Annotated in this window: 15 protein-coding genes; 12 read left to right on the top strand and 3 right to left on the bottom strand. The window is 72.9% G+C overall.

Features of this window, described 5'->3' with window-relative positions; all coding sequences use genetic code 11:
* Positions 1 to 119: 119 nt before the first annotated feature.
* From AB0950_RS30195 to AB0950_RS30185, 3 genes are all read left to right on the top strand, one after another.
* Positions 120 to 383 (top strand): WhiB family transcriptional regulator, encoded by a 264-nt coding sequence (locus AB0950_RS30195; protein ID WP_003975777.1) that lies wholly within the window; start codon positions 120 to 122, stop codon positions 381 to 383.
* A gap of 193 nt (positions 384 to 576) precedes the next feature.
* Complete coding sequence (locus AB0950_RS30190; protein ID WP_366779842.1) at positions 577 to 4,284, top strand: glycosyltransferase; 3,708 nt, start codon at positions 577 to 579, stop codon at positions 4,282 to 4,284.
* The gene (locus tag AB0950_RS30185) at positions 4,281 to 5,816 is read left to right on the top strand and encodes a DUF5719 family protein (protein ID WP_360162230.1); all 1,536 of its coding nucleotides are present in this window, start codon (positions 4,281 to 4,283) and stop codon (positions 5,814 to 5,816) included. The genes AB0950_RS30190 and AB0950_RS30185 overlap by 4 nt, the downstream gene beginning before the upstream one ends.
* A gap of 267 nt (positions 5,817 to 6,083) precedes the next feature.
* On the opposite strand, the gene AB0950_RS30180 is transcribed toward AB0950_RS30185, so the two are convergent.
* Positions 6,084 to 6,536 (bottom strand): metallopeptidase family protein, encoded by a 453-nt coding sequence (locus tag AB0950_RS30180; RefSeq protein ID WP_330342906.1) that lies wholly within the window; start codon positions 6,534 to 6,536, stop codon positions 6,084 to 6,086.
* A 436-nt stretch (positions 6,537 to 6,972) separates the two neighbouring features.
* Between AB0950_RS30180 and AB0950_RS30175 the strand changes: the two genes are divergently transcribed.
* The 6 genes from AB0950_RS30175 (at position 6,973) to AB0950_RS30150 (ending at position 13,287) form a co-directional block, all read left to right on the top strand.
* Entirely contained in the window at positions 6,973 to 7,395 is a 423-nt protein-coding gene (locus tag AB0950_RS30175; protein WP_186287702.1) for a DUF3499 domain-containing protein, read from the top strand.
* A 150-nt stretch (positions 7,396 to 7,545) separates the two neighbouring features.
* A complete protein-coding gene (locus AB0950_RS30170) occupies positions 7,546 to 8,910 on the top strand; it encodes a phosphomannomutase/phosphoglucomutase (RefSeq protein WP_360162229.1) in 1,365 nt (454 codons plus the stop codon).
* 599 nt (positions 8,911 to 9,509) lie between these two features.
* Complete coding sequence (locus tag AB0950_RS30165; RefSeq protein ID WP_360162227.1) at positions 9,510 to 9,680, top strand: Trm112 family protein; 171 nt, start codon at positions 9,510 to 9,512, stop codon at positions 9,678 to 9,680.
* 67 nt (positions 9,681 to 9,747) lie between these two features.
* The gene (locus AB0950_RS30160; protein ID WP_360162225.1) at positions 9,748 to 10,875 is read left to right on the top strand and encodes an SIS domain-containing protein; all 1,128 of its coding nucleotides are present in this window, start codon (positions 9,748 to 9,750) and stop codon (positions 10,873 to 10,875) included.
* Positions 10,876 to 10,972: 97 nt separating this feature from the next.
* Complete coding sequence (gene manA, locus AB0950_RS30155; protein ID WP_366779841.1) at positions 10,973 to 12,124, top strand: mannose-6-phosphate isomerase, class I; 1,152 nt, start codon at positions 10,973 to 10,975, stop codon at positions 12,122 to 12,124.
* A gap of 182 nt (positions 12,125 to 12,306) precedes the next feature.
* Positions 12,307 to 13,287, top strand: a complete 981-nt coding sequence (locus AB0950_RS30150; protein ID WP_366779840.1) for a cation diffusion facilitator family transporter — start codon at positions 12,307 to 12,309, stop codon at positions 13,285 to 13,287.
* Between the two features lie 16 nt (positions 13,288 to 13,303).
* On the opposite strand, the gene lepB is transcribed toward AB0950_RS30150, so the two are convergent.
* On the bottom strand, positions 13,304 to 13,996 hold the full coding sequence (lepB, locus tag AB0950_RS30145) for a signal peptidase I (RefSeq protein WP_360574676.1): 693 nt from the start codon (positions 13,994 to 13,996) through the stop codon (positions 13,304 to 13,306).
* Between the two features lie 390 nt (positions 13,997 to 14,386).
* Here lepB and ahcY point away from each other — a divergent pair, with 390 nt between their 5' ends.
* On the top strand, positions 14,387 to 15,844 hold the full coding sequence (ahcY, locus tag AB0950_RS30140; protein WP_360162217.1) for an adenosylhomocysteinase: 1,458 nt from the start codon (positions 14,387 to 14,389) through the stop codon (positions 15,842 to 15,844).
* A gap of 226 nt (positions 15,845 to 16,070) precedes the next feature.
* Positions 16,071 to 16,685, top strand: coding sequence for a hypothetical protein (locus tag AB0950_RS30135; RefSeq protein ID WP_366779839.1), 615 nt, complete (start codon positions 16,071 to 16,073; stop codon positions 16,683 to 16,685).
* A 117-nt stretch (positions 16,686 to 16,802) separates the two neighbouring features.
* Here the strand turns inward: AB0950_RS30135 and AB0950_RS30130 are convergent, their stop codons facing one another.
* On the bottom strand, positions 16,803 to 17,822 hold the full coding sequence (locus AB0950_RS30130; RefSeq protein WP_366779838.1) for an RDD family protein: 1,020 nt from the start codon (positions 17,820 to 17,822) through the stop codon (positions 16,803 to 16,805).
* Between the two features lie 143 nt (positions 17,823 to 17,965).
* Here AB0950_RS30130 and AB0950_RS30125 point away from each other — a divergent pair, with 143 nt between their 5' ends.
* A complete protein-coding gene (locus tag AB0950_RS30125) occupies positions 17,966 to 18,973 on the top strand; it encodes a stage II sporulation protein M (protein ID WP_366779837.1) in 1,008 nt (335 codons plus the stop codon).
* Positions 18,974 to 19,340 lie beyond the last annotated feature (367 nt).

The raw sequence follows: 19,340 nt of genomic DNA, 5'->3' as shown, positions 1-19,340 counted from the left end.
TAGCAGATCTCGGCTTGACTCGCCCGGAGCAGCACACTTGTAATTTCACTCGTGTCGTTCAGCCGAAATCGGTAGCGACGGCTACACACGGGGACGCGAAAGACAGACGAGGGGCGCACATGACCGAGCTGGTGCAGCAACTGCTGGTCGACGACGCGGACGAGGAACTCGGCTGGCAGGAGCGCGCGCTGTGCGCCCAGACCGACCCCGAGTCCTTCTTCCCCGAGAAGGGCGGCTCCACCAGAGAGGCGAAGAAGGTCTGCCTCGCCTGCGAGGTCCGCTCCGAGTGCCTCGAGTACGCCCTCGCCAACGACGAGCGCTTCGGCATCTGGGGCGGCCTGTCCGAGCGGGAGCGCCGCCGGCTCAAGAAGGCCGCCGTCTGAGCGCGCACACGCACGCTCATTCACACCAAAACGTCACGAACGGCCCGTCACCGGTGGGTTATCCACAGGCGGCGGGCCGTCGTCATGGCCAGCCGATAGTGTGGTCGCTCGTCCGAGACGCCCCGCTGTCCTTTCGGCCCCCGAGAGGGCGCGGGCGTCCACCGCAGTCCATCGAACCGGGGCCCGTACCTCGATGTCCGTGCACAGCCAAACGGCAGCCCAAGCCGGCGCCGCCACACCTGAGTTCCCGCGCCATGTGGTGACCGCGGTCCTCGTCTCCCACGACGGCGCCCGCTGGCTGCCCGACGCCCTCGCCGGGCTGCTCGGCCAGGAGCGCCCCGTGCAGTACGCGGTGGCCGCCGACACCGGCAGCGCGGACGACTCCGCCCGGCTGCTCACCGAGTCCCTCGGCGACGCGAACGTCCTGCACCTCGCCCGCCGCACCGGCTTCGGCCAGGCGGTCGAGGAGGCGAGCCGCACCGCCCCGGTGCTCACCCCCGAAGAGCTGCCCTACCTCAAGCGCCCCAGCGGCTGGGACCCCGTCACGCGCACGTGGCGCGACGACGCGTACGACCTGCCCGAACTGCCGCACGGCGAGCCCATCCACTGGCTCTGGCTGCTGCACGACGACTGCGCCCCCGAACCCGACGCCCTCGCCGAACTGCTGCGAGTCGTCGACAACGAACTGGAGCTGGGCCGCGACGACGTGGCCGTCGTCGGCCCCAAGCTGCGCGGCTGGTACGACCGCAGGCAGCTGCTGGAGGTCGGCGTCTCCATCGCCCACTCCGGCCGCCGCTGGACCGGCCTGGACCGCCGTGAACAGGACCAGGGCCAGCACGACCACGTGCGCACCGTGCTCTCCGTCTCCACCGCCGGCATGCTCATCCGCCGTGACGTCTTCGAACAGCTCGGCGGCTTCGACCGCCGGCTGCCCCTGATGCGCGACGACGTCGACCTGTGCTGGCGCGCCCACGCCGCCGGCCACCGCGTCCTGATCGCCCCCGACGCCGTCGTCCGGCACGCCGAGGCGGCCTCCCGCGAGCGCCGCGCCGTCGACTGCGTCGGCCGCACCGCCGCCTCCCCGCACAAAGTCGACAAGGCCGGCGCCGTCTACACCCTGCTCGTCAACACCCGCGGCGCCGCCCTGCCCTGGGTGTTCGTGCGGCTGGTGCTCGGCACGCTCCTGCGGACCGTCGCCTACCTCGTCGGCAAGGTGCCCGGCCAGGCCGTCGACGAGATCCGCGGCCTGCTCGGCACCCTGCTGCGCCCCGAGCGGATCATCGCCGCCCGGCGCCGCCGCGGCCGCCCGCAGATCGACAAGGCCGAGCTGCGCCGGCTCTTCCCGCCGCCCGGCGCCACCATCCGGGCCACCGTCGAACAACTCGCCGCCAACTTCACCAGCGGCACCGACGACACCTCCCCGGCCGGCCGGCACGGCGGCGCCGTGGAGTCCGGGCCCGGCGGCGACGACGCCGACTTCCTGCAGATCGAGCAGTTCGCCCGGCTCAAGCGGATCGCCCGCAGGCCCGGCCCCGTGCTCTTCCTCGCCCTGCTGCTGATCTCCCTGGTCGCCTGCCGCGCCCTGCTCGGCGGCGGCGCCCTCGGCGGCGGCGCCCTGCTGCCCGCCCCGGCCGGCGCCGGCGACCTGTGGTCCCACTTCGCCGACAGCTGGCACCCGGTCGGCGCGGGCGGCACCTCCTCCGCCCCGCCCTACCTCGCGATCCTCGCCGCCTTCGCCACGCTCCTGTTCGGCTCCACCGGACTCGCCGTCACCGTCCTGCTGGTGGCCTCCGTGCCGCTCGCCGGATTCACCGCCTACTTCGCCTCCCGGCCGCTCGTCACCTCCCGGCTGCTGCGCGCCTGGGCGGCCGTGGCCTACGCGTTCCTGCCCGCCACCACCGGCGCCCTGGCCGGCGGCCGCATCGGCACCGCCGTCCTCGCCGTACTGCTGCCGCTCATCGCGCGCGCCGGCATCGCCGCGAGCGGCCTCGCGAACCGCTCCGGCGCACGCGGCAGTTGGCGCGCCACCTGGGCCTACGCGCTGCTGCTGACCATCACCACCGCCTTCACGCCGATCGTCTGGCCGATCGCGCTGCTCCTCGGCATCGGCGTGCTCGTGCTGCGCCGCGGCGACCTGACCGCGCACGCCCTGCGCTTCCTCGCCCAGCTCGGCACCCCGCTGCTGGTCCTCGCCCCCTGGTCGCTGACCCTGTTCCCGGGCGGCTTCTTCAAGGAGGCGGGCCTGGCCTACGGCCCGTCGGCCGCCTCCGCGCTCGACCTGCTCGGCGCCAGCCCCGGCGGCCCCGGCACCGTGCACGGCCTGATGCTCATCGGCATCGTCCTCGCCGCCCTGGCCGCGCTCCTGCGTTCCGAACGCCAGCTGGCCGTCCGCACCGCCTGGGCCGTCGCCCTGCTGGGCCTCGTCCTCGCCGTCCTGTCCAACAGGTCCGCCTGGGCCGGACCGGCCACCCTCGTCTACGGCATCGCCCTGCTGGCCGCCGCCGCCCTCGGCGCCGACGGCGCACGCGCGCGTGTGGCCGAGCAGAGCTTCGGCTGGCGCCAGCCCGTGGCCGCCCTGATCGCCTTCGCCTCGGCCGCGGGCCCGCTGCTCGTCGCCGCCGGCTGGATGATCGGCGGCGCCGACGGCCCGCTGGAGCGCCGCGACCCGACCCAGGTGCCCGCGTTCGTCGCCGAGGACTCCGCCACCGGCGACCGGGCCCGCACCCTGATCCTGGACAGCGACTCCCCCGCGCGCGTGCGCTACACCCTGGTCCGCGGCTCCGGCGCCCGCATGGGCGACGCCGAGGCCGGCGCCGCCGACGGCGCGGACACCCGGCTGGACAAGGTCGTCGCCAACCTCGTCGCCGGCTCCGGCGCCGACCAGGCCGACGAACTCGGCGGCTTCGCCGTGCGGTACGTCCTCGTCCGCCAGGGCGCGCCCCGGGACATCACCCGCGTCCTCGACACCACCCCCGGCCTGACCCGGCTCAGCCAGCAGAACGGCAGCGCGCTGTACCGCGTCGACCAGGAGGTCTCCCGCGCGGCCATCGTCCCCGTCGGCGGCTCGGGCGCCGGCCGACCGGTCAGTGCCGGACCGGTGGAGATCCACACCACCGTCCCGGCCGGCTCCGCGGGCCGCGTCCTGCGCCTCGCCGACACCGCCTCCGACGGCTGGACGGCCACCCTGAACGGCAAGCCGCTCACCCGCACCACGGTCGACGGCTGGGCCCAGGGCTTCCAGCTGCCCGCCGACGGCGGAAAGCTGGACGTCACCTACGACGACCCGATCACCCACACCGCCTGGCTGTGGCTCCAGGGCGCGCTCGCCGTCGTCCTGGTCGTCCTCGCCCTGCCCGGCCGCCGCCGCGACGTCGACGACGATCTCCCCGAGATCGAGCCGCTGCCCGCGCAGGCCACCGCCGGGGAGGGCCGCCGCGCTCGCCGCCTGCGCGCCCAGGCCGAGGAGCAGGCCGGTGAGCAGGCCGCCGGCGAGCAGCCCACGGCGCCGCCCCTGCCGGAGCAGCCCCCGGCCGCCGTACCGCACCAGCAGGCGTACGGCGAGTGGGAGCAGGACTCCTATGCGAACGCCGGCTACCCGGCCTACGGAGCCGACCAGTACCAGGACGGCGCTCCGTACCAGCCCTCCGGCCACGACCAGCAGACGTACCCGGCCGACCCCTATCAGCAGCCCGGCCAGTACGACCCGTACGCCTACGACGGCACAGGCGGCCCGGTGCCGTACGACCCGGCGGCCTACCAGCAGGGCTACCACCCGGCGTACGACACCCAGCAGGGTTACGACCCCGCCCAGCAGGGTTACGACCCCGCCCAGCAGGGCTACGACCCGGCCCAGCACCCCCACGGCACCGGCAGCGAGCGCCCCGACGGGAGCCAGCAGTGAACCGCACCACCCTGTCCCTGACCGCCGCCACCGGCGCACTGGCCGCCGTCACCGCGTTCGCCGCGCTCGCCGGCCCGACCGCGTCCGGCGCCTCCGCCCCCAAGGCGGCCGCCGAACTCCCGGTGGAACGCACGAGCCTGCTGTGCCCGGCACCGAGCATCTCGGACATAGCCGACACGTCGTACACGTCGTTCACACCCGTCACCCAGGGCACGGCGAGCACGGGCAAGGCCCGACTCCAGGCGGCCGACGGTCAGTTGGCGGACGGCTCGGACAACTCCGGGACCAGCAAGGGCGCCAAGGGCGGCAAGGGCTCCAAGGACGGCAAGAAGACGGCGGACCAGCCGGTGCTCACCCCCAAGGCGCCCGGCACCCCGGTCACCGGCGACACCTCAGGCGCCGACGCGCCCGCGCTCATCGGCACCGCCGACGGGAAGTTCGCGCCCGGCTGGACCGTGCAGGAGACCACCGAGGTCGCCGCCGGCACCGGCCGCGGCCTCCAGGGCGTCACCTGCACCACCGCGGACACCGACTTCTGGTTCCCCGGCGCCAGCACGGCCGCCGACCGCACCGACTACCTCCACCTGACCAATCCCGACGACTCCGCCGCGGTCGTCGACATCGAGCTGTACGGCAAGGACGGCGCGATCAAGTCCCCGCTGGGGGAGAACCAGACCGTCCCGCCGCACGCGAGCAAGCCGGTCCTGCTCTCCACGCTCACCGACGAACGGCAGGCCGACCTGACCGTGCACGTCAGCGTGCGCAGCGGCCGGGTCGGGGCGTCGGTGCAGGCCCTGGACGACAAGGCGGGCGGCGACTGGCTGGCGGCGTCCGCCGACCCGGCCGGCAGCCTGGTCCTGCCCGGCATCCCCAAGGACGCCACCGACGTGCGCCTGATCGCCTTCACCCCGGGTGGCGACGACGCCGACCTGAAGGTCCGCCTGGCCTCACCGGACGGCCTCATCGCCCCGGCGGGCAACGACACCCTGCACGTGAAGTCCGGCATGACGACCACGGCCGACCTCGGCGACGTGACCAGAGGCGAGGCGGGCTCCCTCGTCCTGACCCCCACGGACCAGTCGGTGCCGGTCGTCGCGGCCCTGCGGGTGGTCCGGGGCAAGGGCGACAAGCAGGAGACGGCGTTCATCCCGGCCACCGCGCCCGTCGGCACGCGCGCGACCTCGGCCGACAACAGCGCCAAGGGCACGACCCTCTCCCTGACCGCGCCCACCGCCACGGCCACGGTCAAGGTCACGGCCTCGGCGGGCAGCGACGGCGGCACGGCGACGACGAAGACGTACACCATCAAGTCCGGCACCACGCAGGACGTAGCCGCCCCGGTCCCCTCGGGGCTCAAGGGCACCTACGCCCTCACCGTCGAAACCGTCTCCGGCGGCCTCGTCTACGCCTCCCGCACCCTCTCCGCCCCCGAATCCGGAGTCCCCGGCTTCACCATCCAGCCCCTCCCGAACGACCGGGGCCTGGTAGCGGTACCGAGGACGTCGGAGGACTTGTCGGTACTGCAGAAGTAAGGCCGGCGTGTGACTGCGGGGCAGGGGTGTTGCCGGGGCGCCGCCCACCCGGCCCCGACGGTCGCGCCCGCGCAGATGCAGGCAGCGGCACCCCGCAAGCGCGGGCAAGCGAAACACCCCTTGCCCGGCGTCAGTACCGCGCACTCACAGGCACCGGGCAACTGAAAAGCCTGGCTGGCGCCAGCACAGGGCACTCCGCACGCACCGGGCAACCCGAAACGCCAATCGGCCGGCGCCAGCACAGGGCACCCACGCACCGCCGCAGCCCTAGTCCTCCCCGTACCGAGGATCCACAGTCTCCGGAGTCAGCCCCAGCAACTCCGCCACCTGCTCCACGACCACCTCGTGCACCAGCGCGGCCCGCTCGTCCCGCCCCTTGGTCCGGATCTCCACCGGCCGCCGGTACACGACCACCCGCGCCCGCCGCCCGTCCCGCGCGGGAACGACCCCGCCCAACGGCACGGCCTCGTCATTCCACGCCTGCTCGCCCCGCCCGTCCAGCCGGGGCACCTCCAGCACGAGGAAATCGATGTCGGCCAGCTGCGGCCAGCGCCGCTCGAGACGGTCCACGGAGTCCTGCACCAGGTCGGCGAACACATCGGCACGGCTGGCCGCCAGCGGCACCTGCGGCGGCGCGATCGGCCCCCGCATGCCCCGTCCGTGACGATCACGGCGGCGGGGCCCGGGGCCGGCGGCACGGGGCGGTACACGGTTGTCCATCACTGGGGAAGCGTAATCCCCGCTCGCGCCCCCCGCCCGCCCCCACACGGCAACCACCCTCCCACCCGACGTCCCACCCGACGAGCCCCCCAGGCCCACCCCCACCAGCCGTCCCCATCCGACCGCAACCACCCCACCCCACCCCACCCCAGCCGATCAAGATCCCCGCCGATCAGCCCACCGCCGATCGGCCGCACCTTGTTTCGACCGGCCCTCTCCGCGTCGTGTCGCAGGATGACCATTCCAGCCAACGTCTGGCTCGTTTCCGTAACCCTCCAAGACCGCCGAACTCAAGGCAATTGACGGTGTTTGTGTCGACTCATGACCGTATCGAGTCACGCGCAAAACCCGCCGAGACCCCGTCCACGCAGGTCAGCAGGGACTCCCCGAAGGGGTGTGTGGGGCGTTTCACAGCACGACACGGTGGAGTGACCTGGTGGAGAGTCGTCGCGGCCCGCTCAAGAGTGCGGTACCGTCCAACGTCGTGAGCCCTGTACGTCGCTGTTCGCGCACCGCCTGCGGCCGACCCGCCGTCGCGACGCTGACGTACGTCTACGCCGACTCGACCGCGGTCCTCGGCCCGCTCGCCACCTACGCCGAGCCGCACTGCTACGACCTGTGCGCCGAGCACTCCGAACGCCTCACCGCCCCCCGCGGCTGGGAGGTTGTCCGCCTCCTCGACGGCTCCGCTCCCGCGCGGCCCAGCGGCGACGACCTGGAGGCGCTCGCCAACGCCGTGCGCGAGGCGGCCCGCCCCCAGGAGCGCGCGGCCGGGGCCGGCGGCGGAGCCCGTGCGGCGGACCCCATGGAAGTCGCCCGCCGCGGCCATCTGCGCGTCCTGCGCTCCCCGGACAACTGAGGCCGGCCTAGAAGCCGTTCGGAGCCGGCCCGAACCCAGACGGTAGCGACCAGCGGTCACGACCAGGTGTCCACCAGGTGTCCGCACAACATGCCCTTACCCCGGACGGGTAGTTTGTGGGCACCCATAGGACTTTCAGGAGGGTTGGCCGTGGTTGCTGATCTGTCGCAGATCGTGAAGGCGTACGACGTACGCGGAGTGGTTCCGGACCAGTGGGACGAGTCGCTGGCCGGGCTCTTCGGCGCCGCCTTCGCGGAGGTGACGGGCGCGGCGGCCGTCGTCGTCGGCCACGACATGCGGCCCTCGTCCCCCGGCCTGTCCCGCGCCTTCGCGCGCGGCGCCGCCGACCGCGGCGCCGACGTCATCGAGATCGGCCTGTGCTCCACCGACCAGCTGTACTACGCCTCGGGCGCGCTGAATCTGCCCGGCGCCATGTTCACCGCCTCCCACAACCCGGCCCAGTACAACGGCATCAAGCTGTGCCGCGCGGGCGCGGCCCCGGTCGGCCAGGACACCGGCCTGACGCAGATCCGCGAACTGGCCGAGCGCTGGCTGGAGTCGGGCGCCCCCGAGCCGGTCGACCGGCCGGGAACCCTGTCCTCCCGCGAGACGTTGGAGGATTACGCGGCGCACCTCCGCTCCCTCGTCGACCTGACCTCCATCCGCCCCCTGAAGGTCGTGGTCGACGCCGGCAACGGCATGGGCGGCCACACGGTCCCCTCGGTCTTCGCCGGCCTGCCCCTGACCCTCGTGCCGATGTACTTCGAACTGGACGGCACCTTCCCCAACCACGAGGCCAACCCGCTCGACCCGGCCAACCTCGTGGACCTGCAGAAGCGGGTCCCTGCGGAGGGCGCCGACCTCGGCATCGCCTTCGACGGCGACGCCGACCGCTGCTTCGTCGTGGACGAGAACGGCGACCCGGTCTCCCCGTCCGCGATCACCGCGCTGGTCGCCGCCCGCGAACTCGCCCGCCACGGCGGCAAGGGCACGGTCATCCACAACCTGATCACGTCCCGTACGGTCCCGGAGGTCGTGAAGGAGAACGGCGGCGCCCCGGTCCGCACCCGCGTCGGCCACTCCTTCATCAAGGCCGAGATGGCCCGCACCGGGGCGATCTTCGGCGGCGAGCACTCCGCGCACTACTACTTCAAGGACTTCTGGAACGCCGACACGGGCATGCTGGCCGCCCTGCACGTCCTCGCGGCCCTCGGCGGCCAGGACGGCCCCCTGTCCTCCCTCGTCGCCCAGTACGACCGCTACGCCGGCTCCGGTGAGATCAACTCCACCGTCGCCGACCAGGCCGACCGCCTCGCCGCGATCCGCTCCGCGTACGAGGGCCGCGCCGACGTCACCCTCGACGACCTCGACGGCCTCACGGTCGCCGCCGCCGACTGGTGGTTCAACGTCCGCCCCTCCAACACCGAGCCGCTCCTGCGCCTCAACGCCGAGGCGAAGGACGAGGCGACGATGGCCAGGATCCGCGACGAGGCGCTGGCGATCATCAGGGCGTGAGCGAACGCGGGGCACGACGGACCGGGGCGGCACTTCCCGGCGGCCCAGGCCGGCGCCGCCGCCCCTCGCCTTTCCACAGCCGAGCCTGGCGGACGAACCCGCCACCCAGAGCACGCACCCCCCGGGCCGCGCCCAGAGCACGCACCCCCCGGGGCGCCCGGGGCACGTACCCCCGGGTCGCCCAGGGACTGCAGCCCCTGGGGCCCTAGGCCACGCACCGCCTGGGTCGCCCAGGGCACGCACTGCCTGGGTCGCCCCGGGCACGCAGCGCCTGGGTCGCCCAGGGCACGCACTGCCTGGGTCGCCCAGGGCACGCACTGCCTGGGTCGCCCCGGGCACGCAGCGCCTGGGTCGCTCAGGCCACGCACCGCCTGGGTCGCTCAGGGCACGCACCGCCGGGCTGCCCAGGGCACGCACCCCCTGGGCCGCCCAGGGCACGCACCATCCGGGCGGCCAAGGGACGCAGCCTCTGGGCCCCTAGGGGACGCACCTCCTGGGCCGCCCACGGAACGCACCCTTGGGTGACACCCCGGCCCACCCCACCCGCCAGCGGTACGCTGACCACCGGCCAGAGAAACGACCCCCCGAAGGGAAACCCCATGCCGCTCGAAGCCGGCCTCCTGGAGATCCTCGCCTGCCCGGCCTGCCACGCCGCCCTCAAGGAGCAGGACACCGAGCTGATCTGCACCGGCCAGGACTGCGGCCTCGCCTACCCCGTCCGCGACGGCATCCCGGTCCTCCTCGTGGACGAGGCCCGCCGTCCCGCGTGACGACGCCCTTCGCGTCGTAGACGAACGTCGTAGAAACCCGCACAGGATCCCGGCGATCGGAGCCCCCATGCTGGACGAATCGCTGCTCGACACCCCGGAGGGCCTCGCCGAGGCCGACCGCCGAGGCCTGCTGCGCGGTGCCGCCGAGGCCGGCGCCCGCGTCCGCACCGCCGTCCGGCACGCCACAGAGGCCGGCGTCGGCGACCTCAAGCCCGACGGCCGCCCCCGCGCCGTCCTCATCGCCGGCCCCGGAGCCGCCGCCACCCACACCGCCGACCTCCTCGGCACCCTGGCCGGCGCCGGCAGCCCCGTGGTCCGCCTGGCCCCCGCCGGTGTCGCCCCGGCCGCCGGCGCCCTGCGCTGGGAGCTGCCGGGCTGGGCCGGCTCCGTCGACCTGCTCCTGATCGCCACTCCGGACGGCACCGAGCCCAGCCTCACCCTCCTCACCGAACAGGCCTACCGCCGAGGCTGCTCGGTCGTCGCCGTCGCCCCGGCCGGCACCCCTCTCGCGGAGTCGGTCGCCGGCGCCCACGGCATGTTCGTACCGATGGCGACGGCGCCGTACGACCAGGAGGAACCGCTCGCCGCGTCCTCCCCGGGCGTGTTCTGGGCGCTGCTCACCCCGCTGCTGGCGCTGCTCGACCGGATCGGGCTGATCAGCGCTCCGCCGGACGCCCTGCAGAAGGTCGCCGACCGCCTGGACCACATCGCCGAGCGCTGCGGCCCCGCCATCGCCACCTACAGCAACCCGGCCAAGACCCTCGCCGCCGAACTCGCCGACGCGCTGCCCGTCGTGTGGACGGAAGGAACCTCGGCGGGCCCCGCCGGACGCCGTTTCGCCGCCGCCCTCGCCGAACTCTCCGGCCGCCCCGCGCTCGTCGCCGAACTCCCCGAGGCGCTCTCCGCGCACAGCGCCCTGCTGGCCGGTCCGCTGGCCGCAAGCGCCGACCCCGACGACTTCTTCCGCGACCGCGTCGAGGAGCCGCCCGCGCTGCACGCGCGCGTAGTGCTCCTGCGCGACCGCCCGCTCGGCGGCCTCACCGCCGCCCCCGCCGCCCGTGACGTGGCCCTCAGCCACGACACGCCGATCAGCGAACTCGAACCGGAGGAAGGCGGGGAACTGGAGACCCTCGCGGAACTGATCGCCGTCACGGATTTCGCCGCCGTTTACCTGGCGCTCGCTTCGAGGGCCTGATCTGGCAACGGGCCGGACCGCCCGCGCCCACCCAGCACCGCCCGCGGCACCGCGCGCGCCGGCTGGGCAGCCGTCGTCACCGAGACAGAGAAGACACATGGACCGCCTCCACAACACCATCCGCCCCTACGCCTGGGGTTCCCCCACCGCCATTCCGCAGCTGCTCGGTGTCGAGCCGACCGGTGAGCCGCAGGCCGAGATGTGGATGGGCGCCCACCCGGGCGCACCCTCGCGCACCGCGCGCGGAAGCCTCGTCGAGGTCATCGACGCGAACCCGGAGGCGGAGCTGGGCAAGGAGGCCGTGGCGAGGTTCGGCCCGCGGCTGCCCTTCCTCCTCAAGATCCTCGCCGCGGGCGCGCCCCTGTCCCTGCAGGTGCACCCCGACCTGGAGCAGGCGAAGGAGGGGTACGCCGACGAGGAGCGCCGCGGCATCCCGGTCGACGCCCCGCACCGCAACTACAAGGACGCCAACCACAAGCCCGAACTGATCTGCGCGCTCACCGAGTTCGACGGCCTGTGCGGCTTCCGCGCCCCGGCCCGGGCCGCCGACCTGCTCGAGGCGCTCGGCGTCGCCTCCCTCAAGCCGTACGTCGACCTGCTGCGCGCCCAGCCGGAGGACGCGGCCCTGCGCGAGGTGCTCACCGCGATCCTCACCGCCGACCCGGAGGCGATGGCGCAGACGGTCGCCGAGACCGGCGCGGCCTGCGCCCGCCTCGGCGGCGACCACGCCCCCTACGCCGACATCGCCCGGCACTACCCGGGCGACCCCGGCGTCATCGCGGCCATGCTGCTGAACCACGTCCGGCTGCAGCCCGGCGAGGCCCTGTTCCTCGGCGCCGGCGTCCCGCACGCCTACCTGAACGGCCTCGGCGTCGAGATCATGGCCAACTCCGACAACGTCCTGCGCTGCGGTCTGACGCCCAAGCATGTCGACGTCCCCGAACTCCTGCGGATCGTCCGTTTCCGGGCGACCGACCCGGGCGTGCTGCGCCCGGAGGCCTCCCCGGCGGGCGAGGAGGTCTACGACACGCCGATCGACGAGTTCCGCCTCTCCCGGTACGTCCTGCCCGAGGGCGGTGCCTCCCGCGACCTCACCCTCGGCACCCCGCAGATCCTGCTCTGCACCGCCGGCGCGGTCCGGGCCGGCGAGCACGAGCTGGGCCCCGGCCAGTCGGTCTTCGTCCCGGCCGACGAGACGGTGAAGGTCTCGGGCGCGGGCACGCTCTTCCGCGCCACTGTGATCGTATGACCGGGGTTGTGGATACCTGACGCGGCGATGCCCGGCCGGGCTGCAAGAATGGCCCCCCGGCAAAGGCCGGGCAAAGCCGGGCACGCGCCCGGACGGCGTGGCCGTACGAGGGAGGACTCCGCGGGCTCGACAGGCTCCGCGGGGTCCGAGGGGCTCCAGAGGCGAAGGGACAACGCGAACACATGAGCGCGTCAGGCGGTACCAGGGCGATCGTGGCGGCACTGGGGGCCAACCTCGCGATCGCGGCGTCGAAGTTCGTGGCGTTCGCGTTCAGCGGCTCCTCCTCGATGCTCGCCGAGGGCGTCCACTCGCTCGCCGACTCCGGGAACCAGTTCCTGCTGCTCATCGGCGGCAAGCGCGCCCAGCGCGAGGCCACCCCGCAGCACCCCTTCGGCTACGGCCGCGAGCGCTTCATCTACGCCTTCCTGGTCTCCATCGTCCTGTTCTCCATCGGCGGCATGTTCGCCGTCTACGAGGGCTACGAGAAGATCAGCCACCCGCACGAACTGGAGCACTGGTACTGGCCGGTCGGCGTCCTGCTCTTCGCGGTCATCGCCGAGGGCTTCTCCTTCCGCACGGCCATCAAGGAGTCCAGCGAGCTGCGCGGCAGCCTGTCCTGGGCGCAGTTCATCCGCCGCGCCAAGGCGCCCGAGCTGCCGGTCGTCCTGCTGGAGGACTTCGGCGCGCTGATCGGCCTCGTCCTCGCCCTGCTCGGCGTCGGTCTCGCCGTGCTCACCGGCGACGGCGTCTGGGACGGCATCGGCACGGTCTGCATCGGTGTCCTGCTCGTCTGCATCGCCCTGGTGCTGGCCGCGGAGACCAAGTCGCTGCTGCTCGGCGAGGCCGCCGGCGCCGACGTGGTCAAGCAGATCGAGTCCGCGATGGTCGACGGCGACACGGTCACCCGCGTCATCCACATGCGCACGCTCCACCTCGGCCCCGAGGAGCTGCTGATCGCCGCCAAGATCGCCGTCCGGCACGACGACACGGCCGCCGAGGTCGCGAGCGCCATCGACGCCGCCGAGGCCCGCATCCGCGCCGCCGTGCCGATAGCCCGTGTCATCTATCTCGAACCCGACATCTACAGCGAGGCCGAGGCCGCCAAGGGCCCGGACCCGGAGGCCACCCCGGGCGGCCCGAACCCCCACACGGCCGGGCACTGAGGGCCTTTCGGCTCCCTCAGCTCCCCATCGGCCGCGCCGGCCAGGGCATCGGCGGCACCGGCGGCGCCTTCCGCCGCCGTACGGCGAGAAAGCCGATGCCCAGACCGGCGCCGACGAGGACCAGCACGACACCGAGGATCAGGCCCGTCCCCAGCAGCGCCGGACCCGTGCGGTCGTCCGTCACCCGGCCGCGTACCGCGTCCGCGGACACCGTCCCGCCCTGCTCGTCGAGGTGGTAACGCGAGTCCTGGGAGTTCGCGCGGTAGTCGCCGAGGAGGAACAACCGCCCCTGCGGGACCGTCACGTCGTACGGCGTGTGCGTGCCGTCGGCGTCACCGCCGTACACGTACGGCTCGTCGACCGGCCTGCCGTTCACGGTCAGCCGCTCCCGCCCGCCCACGAGCGTGCAGCACCTCACCCGGTCCCCGCCCACGCCGACGACCCGCTTCATGAGGGGCGCGTCGACCCCGTAGGACTCCGGCGGCGTGAACACCACCACGTCACCGCGCCGCACCTCGCTCCCGTCGACGCGCTCCCACACGACCCGGTCACCCTGCCCGTACGACGGCCGCATGCTCTCGCCGCCCACGCTCGAGACGCCGTACGCGGCCCGCCCGTAGGCGAAGGCGCCGATCCCCAGCACCACTCCCAGCAGCCCCACCACGAGCGCCGAGATCCCCAGCCCACGTCCCCGCCGTCCGCCCGCCATACCGCGCCCTCCCCATGCTTTTGTCAAGAGCGCGAAGAATAGCCCCCACCCGCCCACCCACTGCACGCGGTGCCTTCCGGCTGCGCACACCCGCCCCCCGGCGCAAGGGAGACCGTCTCCCGGGCGGCCGGAGCCCGCCTCCGGCCGGAACCGGCCGGAGGCGGACTGGGGCCGACCGGGCCGTCCGGTGTAGCTTGGGACGGAGCCAGACGTCGCTGCTGATGGCGGTCGGGCGGTCCCGTACGGACCGACCGAGGGAGAGAGGGCCTCCGACGGACTGCGCTGCGCGTACGTGGGCATGCCAGTGTCCTCTTCTCGGGCACTCGTGTGTCCGCCGCCGCGCAGACCAGCCGTACCCACCTCGACCCGAATACCGAGGAGCAGCTCGCAATGACGACTGTCGACAACCGACAGGACTTCAAGGTCGCCGATCTCTCGCTGGCCGAGTTCGGCCGCAAGGAGATCAGCCTCGCCGAGCACGAGATGCCCGGCCTGATGGCGATCCGCAAGGAGTACGCCGAGGCCCAGCCCCTCGCCGGCGCCCGCATCACCGGCTCCCTGCACATGACCGTGCAGACCGCCGTCCTCATCGAGACCCTGGTCGCCCTCGGCGCCCGGGTCCGCTGGGCCTCGTGCAACATCTTCTCCACCCAGGACCACGCGGCCGCCGCCATCGCCGTCGGCCCGAACGGCACGCCCGACAACCCGCAGGGCATCCCGGTCTTCGCCTGGAAGGGCGAGACCCTCGAGGAGTACTGGTGGTGCACCGAGCAGGCGCTGACCTGGCCGGACAGCCCCACCGGCGGCCCGAACATGATCCTGGACGACGGCGGCGACGCCACCCTCCTCGTCCACAAGGGCGTCGAGTACGAGAAGGCCGGTGAGGTCCCCGCCCTGGACACCGCCGAGTCCGACGAGCACCGCGTCATCCTCCAGCTGCTGCACCGCACCCTGGGCGAGAACCCCCAGAAGTGGACCCAGCTGGCCTCGGAGATCCGCGGTGTGACGGAGGAGACCACCACGGGTGTCCACCGCCTGTACGAGATGCAGCGCGAGGGCACCCTGCTCTTCCCGGCGATCAACGTCAACGACTCCGTCACGAAGTCGAAGTTCGACAACAAGTACGGCTGCCGGCACTCGCTGGTCGACGGCATCAACCGCGCCACCGACGTTCTGATCGGCGGGAAGACGGCCGTCGTGTGCGGGTACGGCGATGTGGGCAAGGGCTGTGCGGAGTCGCTGCGCGGCCAGGGCGCGCGGGTGATCATCACGGAGATCGACCCGATCTGCGCGCTGCAGGCGGCGATGGACGGCTACCAGGTGACCACGCTGGAGGAGGTGGTGGAGACCGCGGACATCTTCATCACCACGACCGGCAACAAGGACATCATCCTGGCGTCGGACATGGCGCGGATGAAGCACCAGGCGATCGTCGGCAACATCGGTCACTTCGACAACGAGATCGACATGGCGGGTCTGGCCAGGGTGCCGGGCATCGTCAAGGACGAGGTCAAGCCGCAGGTGCACACCTGGACCTTCCCGGACGGCAAGAAGATCATCGTGCTGTCCGAGGGGCGTCTGCTGAACCTGGGCAACGCCACCGGTCACCCGTCGTTCGTGATGTCCAACTCCTTCGCGGACCAGACGCTGGCCCAGATCGAGCTGTTCACCAAGCCCGACGCGTACCCGATCGGCGTGTACGTGCTGCCCAAGCACCTGGACGAGAAGGTCGCCCGCCTCCACCTGGACGCCCTGGGCGTCAAGCTCACCCGGCTGCGCCCGGAGCAGGCGGCGTACATCGGCGTCGACGCCGACGGCCCGTACAAGCCGGACCACTACCGCTACTGAGCCGGCGACTCCGGCGAGTCCGTAGTCCCGCTCACCGGGGAGCGCACCGGTGCACCGCCGCGCTCCCCGGCAGCAGACCCCCGAGGCAGGCCCCCGCACCCCCGTGCCGGGGGCCTGCCCCGTTGACCGGTCCCGCCGGAACCGCACGGGACCCCCGGAAGTCCGGACCGCACGAGACCAGCCCACGTCCGGCCGGACCCTCAGCCCGTCAAGCCCCAGGACCCCGATGCCCCGCGGCCGCTATTCGCTCCACGATCCGCACGGTCACACCCCCCTCGGTGAAGAACACTTCCAGTGCGCCCCCGGCCCGTCCGGCTGGCGCTATGTCTCCCGGCTGACCGACCCCGCCGGCACTCAGCGCGGCTCCGTCGATCTCGCCCTGGACGACCTCGGCCGCCCCATCCGCCTCGAACTCCACGCGGGGGAGTGGCAGGTGCGCGGCGCCGCCCTCGACGGCGTCACCTGGGTCCGCACCGACCCCACCGGAACCCACGCCACCGAAGGCAATGTGCGCGCCCACGCCTTCACCGGCACGTCCCCCGCGTTCCTCGTCGCCACCGCCCGTCTCCTGCGCCTCACCCCCTCGTCCGACGCGACCCGCGTACGGCTGGTCGCCTTCACCGACCCGGTCCTCGCCCCCCGCACCGTGGACCAGTCCTGGGCCTTGGTGAACAGCGAAGCACACGCCACTGACAACGGCCCCCTGATCGTGGACGAATACCAGGTCACAGCCCTGGACACCGGCGAACGGCACACCGTCCACATCGCCGGCGACGTCGTCCTGGCCGCCCCCGGGATCGAGCTGGAGGACCTGGAGTCACCGCCGTCGACGTTCGACTGATCGCCGGGGACGGAGAGAAGACGGGGACCGCTGGATCAGGACCGGCGACCGGCTGGATCGGCCGGCTCGGGGCCGGCATGGCCGCCGACGAGGGCCTGGCGGAACCGCTCCCCGCCTCTACGCCGGCGGTACGAAACCGGTGGCCGGCCGGTCAGCAGGCGGCTCGCCCTGCGCAGGCCGGGGAGGCACCGGCGACGGCGCAAGCGGATGCTGCGGATGCCGGGTCCAGTCCTGCGGCCGGCCTGGCTGAGCGGAGTGCGCCGGATCGCCCGCCGCGGGAGCCGGTGGCTGAGAAGAAGGGGCTTCATGAGCGGAGGGCGGCTGCGCCGCGACCGGGGGCCGATACATGGCCGGTGTGCCGGGCGCGGCCGCCGGCGGAGCGTAGCCACCGACGCCGTACGCCTGCCGTGCCTCACGTGACTGCCGTTCGTGTACCACCGCGGCAAGGAAGGCTGCCGCCGGCAGATCCGACGGCACCGGGGCGCCCGTGCGCGCGGCAAGGTCGGCCGCCAGCCGCTGCGCCATCGCCGTCGAGACCTGCGGGTCGAGCTGCCCCATCCGGGTCAGGTACTGCCGGACCGCGAGCCACAGCCCGTCCGGCACCGACGACAGGTCCAGCTCCGCGAACCGCCCCGCCAGCCAGGCGGGCGGCGGCGCGACGATGCCGGCCCGGCCCACCGGTATCCGCTCACGCACCACCAGGGTGCCCGCGAACACGTCCCCGAGCCGCCGGCCTCTCGCCGACAGCAGCGAGGCGATGCAGGCGATCACGCCGAACGTCAGCAGGATCTCGACCACACCGATCGCACCCCGCACCAGCGCGTGCCGGAACCGGATGGGGCCGCCGTCATCGCGCACCACCCGCAACCCGAGGGCCAGCTTCCCCAGCGAACGCCCATGGCTGAGGGTTTCCACCGCGACCGGCCCGCCGACCAGCACCAGCAGAAACGTCGCGATCGACAGCGCCACCTGCGCGGCCTCGTCCAGCGACGCGGTCGACACCACCACGGCGATGCTGACGACGACGTACGCGATCACGGCCACCGCCAGATCGAGCAGTACGGCCAGCGCCCTGCTCGGCAGCTTCGCCGGCCGCAGTTCGAGCGCCACCGCCTCGCCCGTCACCAGCTCACTCACGCCCGCCGTCCTCCCTTGATCTGCCCCCGGAAGCGCAAGTCTGCCAAGCTGTGAGCGCATCGCGCTGCAGTACTACGAGCTGACCGCGATCGAGACCATCCGCCACGAGCAGTCGACGACCAGCCGAGGAGCAGGCAGACCCGATGGACCTGGACGTCTTCGTCTCCGTACACCGAGCCGAATGGGACCGCCTCGACGCCCTGCTCCGCCGCCGGCGCCGCCTCAACGGCGCCGAAGCCGACGAACTCGTCGCCCTGTACCAGCGCACCGCCACTCACCTGTCCCTCATCCAGTCCAGCGCGCCGGACCCGCAGCTGACAGGCCGGCTCAGCCAACTCGTGGCACGCGCGCGTAGCGCCGTCACCGGCACCCGCCGCGCATCTTGGCGTGACGTCACACGATTCCTTGGCCAGGGCTTCCCCGCCGCCGTCTACCGCGCCCGCCACTGGTGGGTACCCACGGCACTGGTCTCCACAGCCATCGCGATCCTCCTGGGCTGGTGGATCGGCACCCACCCGGACGTACAGGCGTCGATCGCGGCGCCCAGCCAGCTGCGTCAGCTGACCCGACCCGGTGGCGAGTACGAGACGTACTACTCCAGCCACCCCGCGGCGGCCTTCGCCGCCCAGGTGTGGACGAACAATGCCCAGGCGGCCGCGATGTGCCTGGTCCTGGGCGTCTTTCTCGGCCTGCCCGTCCTCTGGATCCTCTTCGAGAACATGCTGAATCTGGGCGTCGGTATCGGCCTGATGTCCTCCGCCGGCCGGCTCGACACCTTCCTGGGGCTGGTCCTTCCGCACGGCCTGCTGGAGCTGACCGCCGTCTTCGTCGCCGCCGGTACGGGACTGCGCCTGGGCTGGACCCTCATAGACCCCGGCCCCCGTACCCGGCGCACCGCGCTGGCGGAGGAGGGGCGCGCGGCGGTGGGCATGGCGATCGGCCTCACCCTGGTCCTGCTCGTCTCCGGCGCCATCGAAGGCTTCGTCACGCCGTCGGGCCTGCCCACCTGGGCCCGCATCGGAATCGGCGTCCTGGCCGAGGTGGTCTTCCTGGCGTACGTCTACGTCCTCGGCGGCCGAGCGGTCCGCGCAGGTGAGACCGGCGATCTCGACGCGTCGGACCGCAGCGCGTCGGTCCCCACCGCCGCGTGATGTGCGTTCCAGCCCTGTGAGCTGCTAGTCTCCTCTTCGCCCCGCAAGAGCCGTTGACACGGATGGCGTGGGGAGGTAGATTCAAACAGTTGCCTGGAACTGGACAGGTTCACAGGTCGCAGCTAGACTCTACGAGCTTCCAGAGAGTGTCGAGAGCGACACCTCGGAGAAGCACCTCCCGATTACTCAGAAATGAGCGGCCGGTCTGACCGGTCAAAAACTTCTGATAAAGTCGGATCCGCCGGAAAGGAAACCGCGAAACAAACGCGGGGACCTGGAAAGCGCCGAGGAAATCGGATCGGAAAGATCTGATAGAGTCGGAAACACCGAAGGGAAGCGCCCGGAGGAAAGCCCGAGAGGGTGAGTA

Source organism: Streptomyces sp. NPDC007189, assembly GCF_040703635.1.
GTDB lineage: Bacteria > Actinomycetota > Actinomycetes > Streptomycetales > Streptomycetaceae > Streptomyces.
This window is presented reverse-complemented; position numbering and strand designations above follow the sequence as displayed.

What these genes read in the sequence shown, in the direction of transcription:
- ahcY (WP_360162217.1), top strand. Translation starts at nt 14,387, where the DNA reads ATGACGACTGTCGACAACCGACAGGACTTCAAGGTCGCCGATCTCTCG.
- AB0950_RS30180 (WP_330342906.1), bottom strand. Translation starts at nt 6,536, where the DNA reads ATGGACAACCGTGTACCGCCCCGTGCCGCCGGCCCCGGGCCCCGCCGC.
- lepB (WP_360574676.1), bottom strand. Translation starts at nt 13,996, where the DNA reads ATGGCGGGCGGACGGCGGGGACGTGGGCTGGGGATCTCGGCGCTCGTG.
- AB0950_RS30135 (WP_366779839.1), top strand. Translation starts at nt 16,071, where the DNA reads ATGCCCCGCGGCCGCTATTCGCTCCACGATCCGCACGGTCACACCCCC.
- AB0950_RS30195 (WP_003975777.1), top strand. Translation starts at nt 120, where the DNA reads ATGACCGAGCTGGTGCAGCAACTGCTGGTCGACGACGCGGACGAGGAA.
- AB0950_RS30160 (WP_360162225.1), top strand. Translation starts at nt 9,748, where the DNA reads ATGCTGGACGAATCGCTGCTCGACACCCCGGAGGGCCTCGCCGAGGCC.
- manA (WP_366779841.1), top strand. Translation starts at nt 10,973, where the DNA reads ATGGACCGCCTCCACAACACCATCCGCCCCTACGCCTGGGGTTCCCCC.
- AB0950_RS30190 (WP_366779842.1), top strand. Translation starts at nt 577, where the DNA reads ATGTCCGTGCACAGCCAAACGGCAGCCCAAGCCGGCGCCGCCACACCT.
- AB0950_RS30125 (WP_366779837.1), top strand. Translation starts at nt 17,966, where the DNA reads ATGGACCTGGACGTCTTCGTCTCCGTACACCGAGCCGAATGGGACCGC.
- AB0950_RS30165 (WP_360162227.1), top strand. Translation starts at nt 9,510, where the DNA reads ATGCCGCTCGAAGCCGGCCTCCTGGAGATCCTCGCCTGCCCGGCCTGC.
- AB0950_RS30150 (WP_366779840.1), top strand. Translation starts at nt 12,307, where the DNA reads ATGAGCGCGTCAGGCGGTACCAGGGCGATCGTGGCGGCACTGGGGGCC.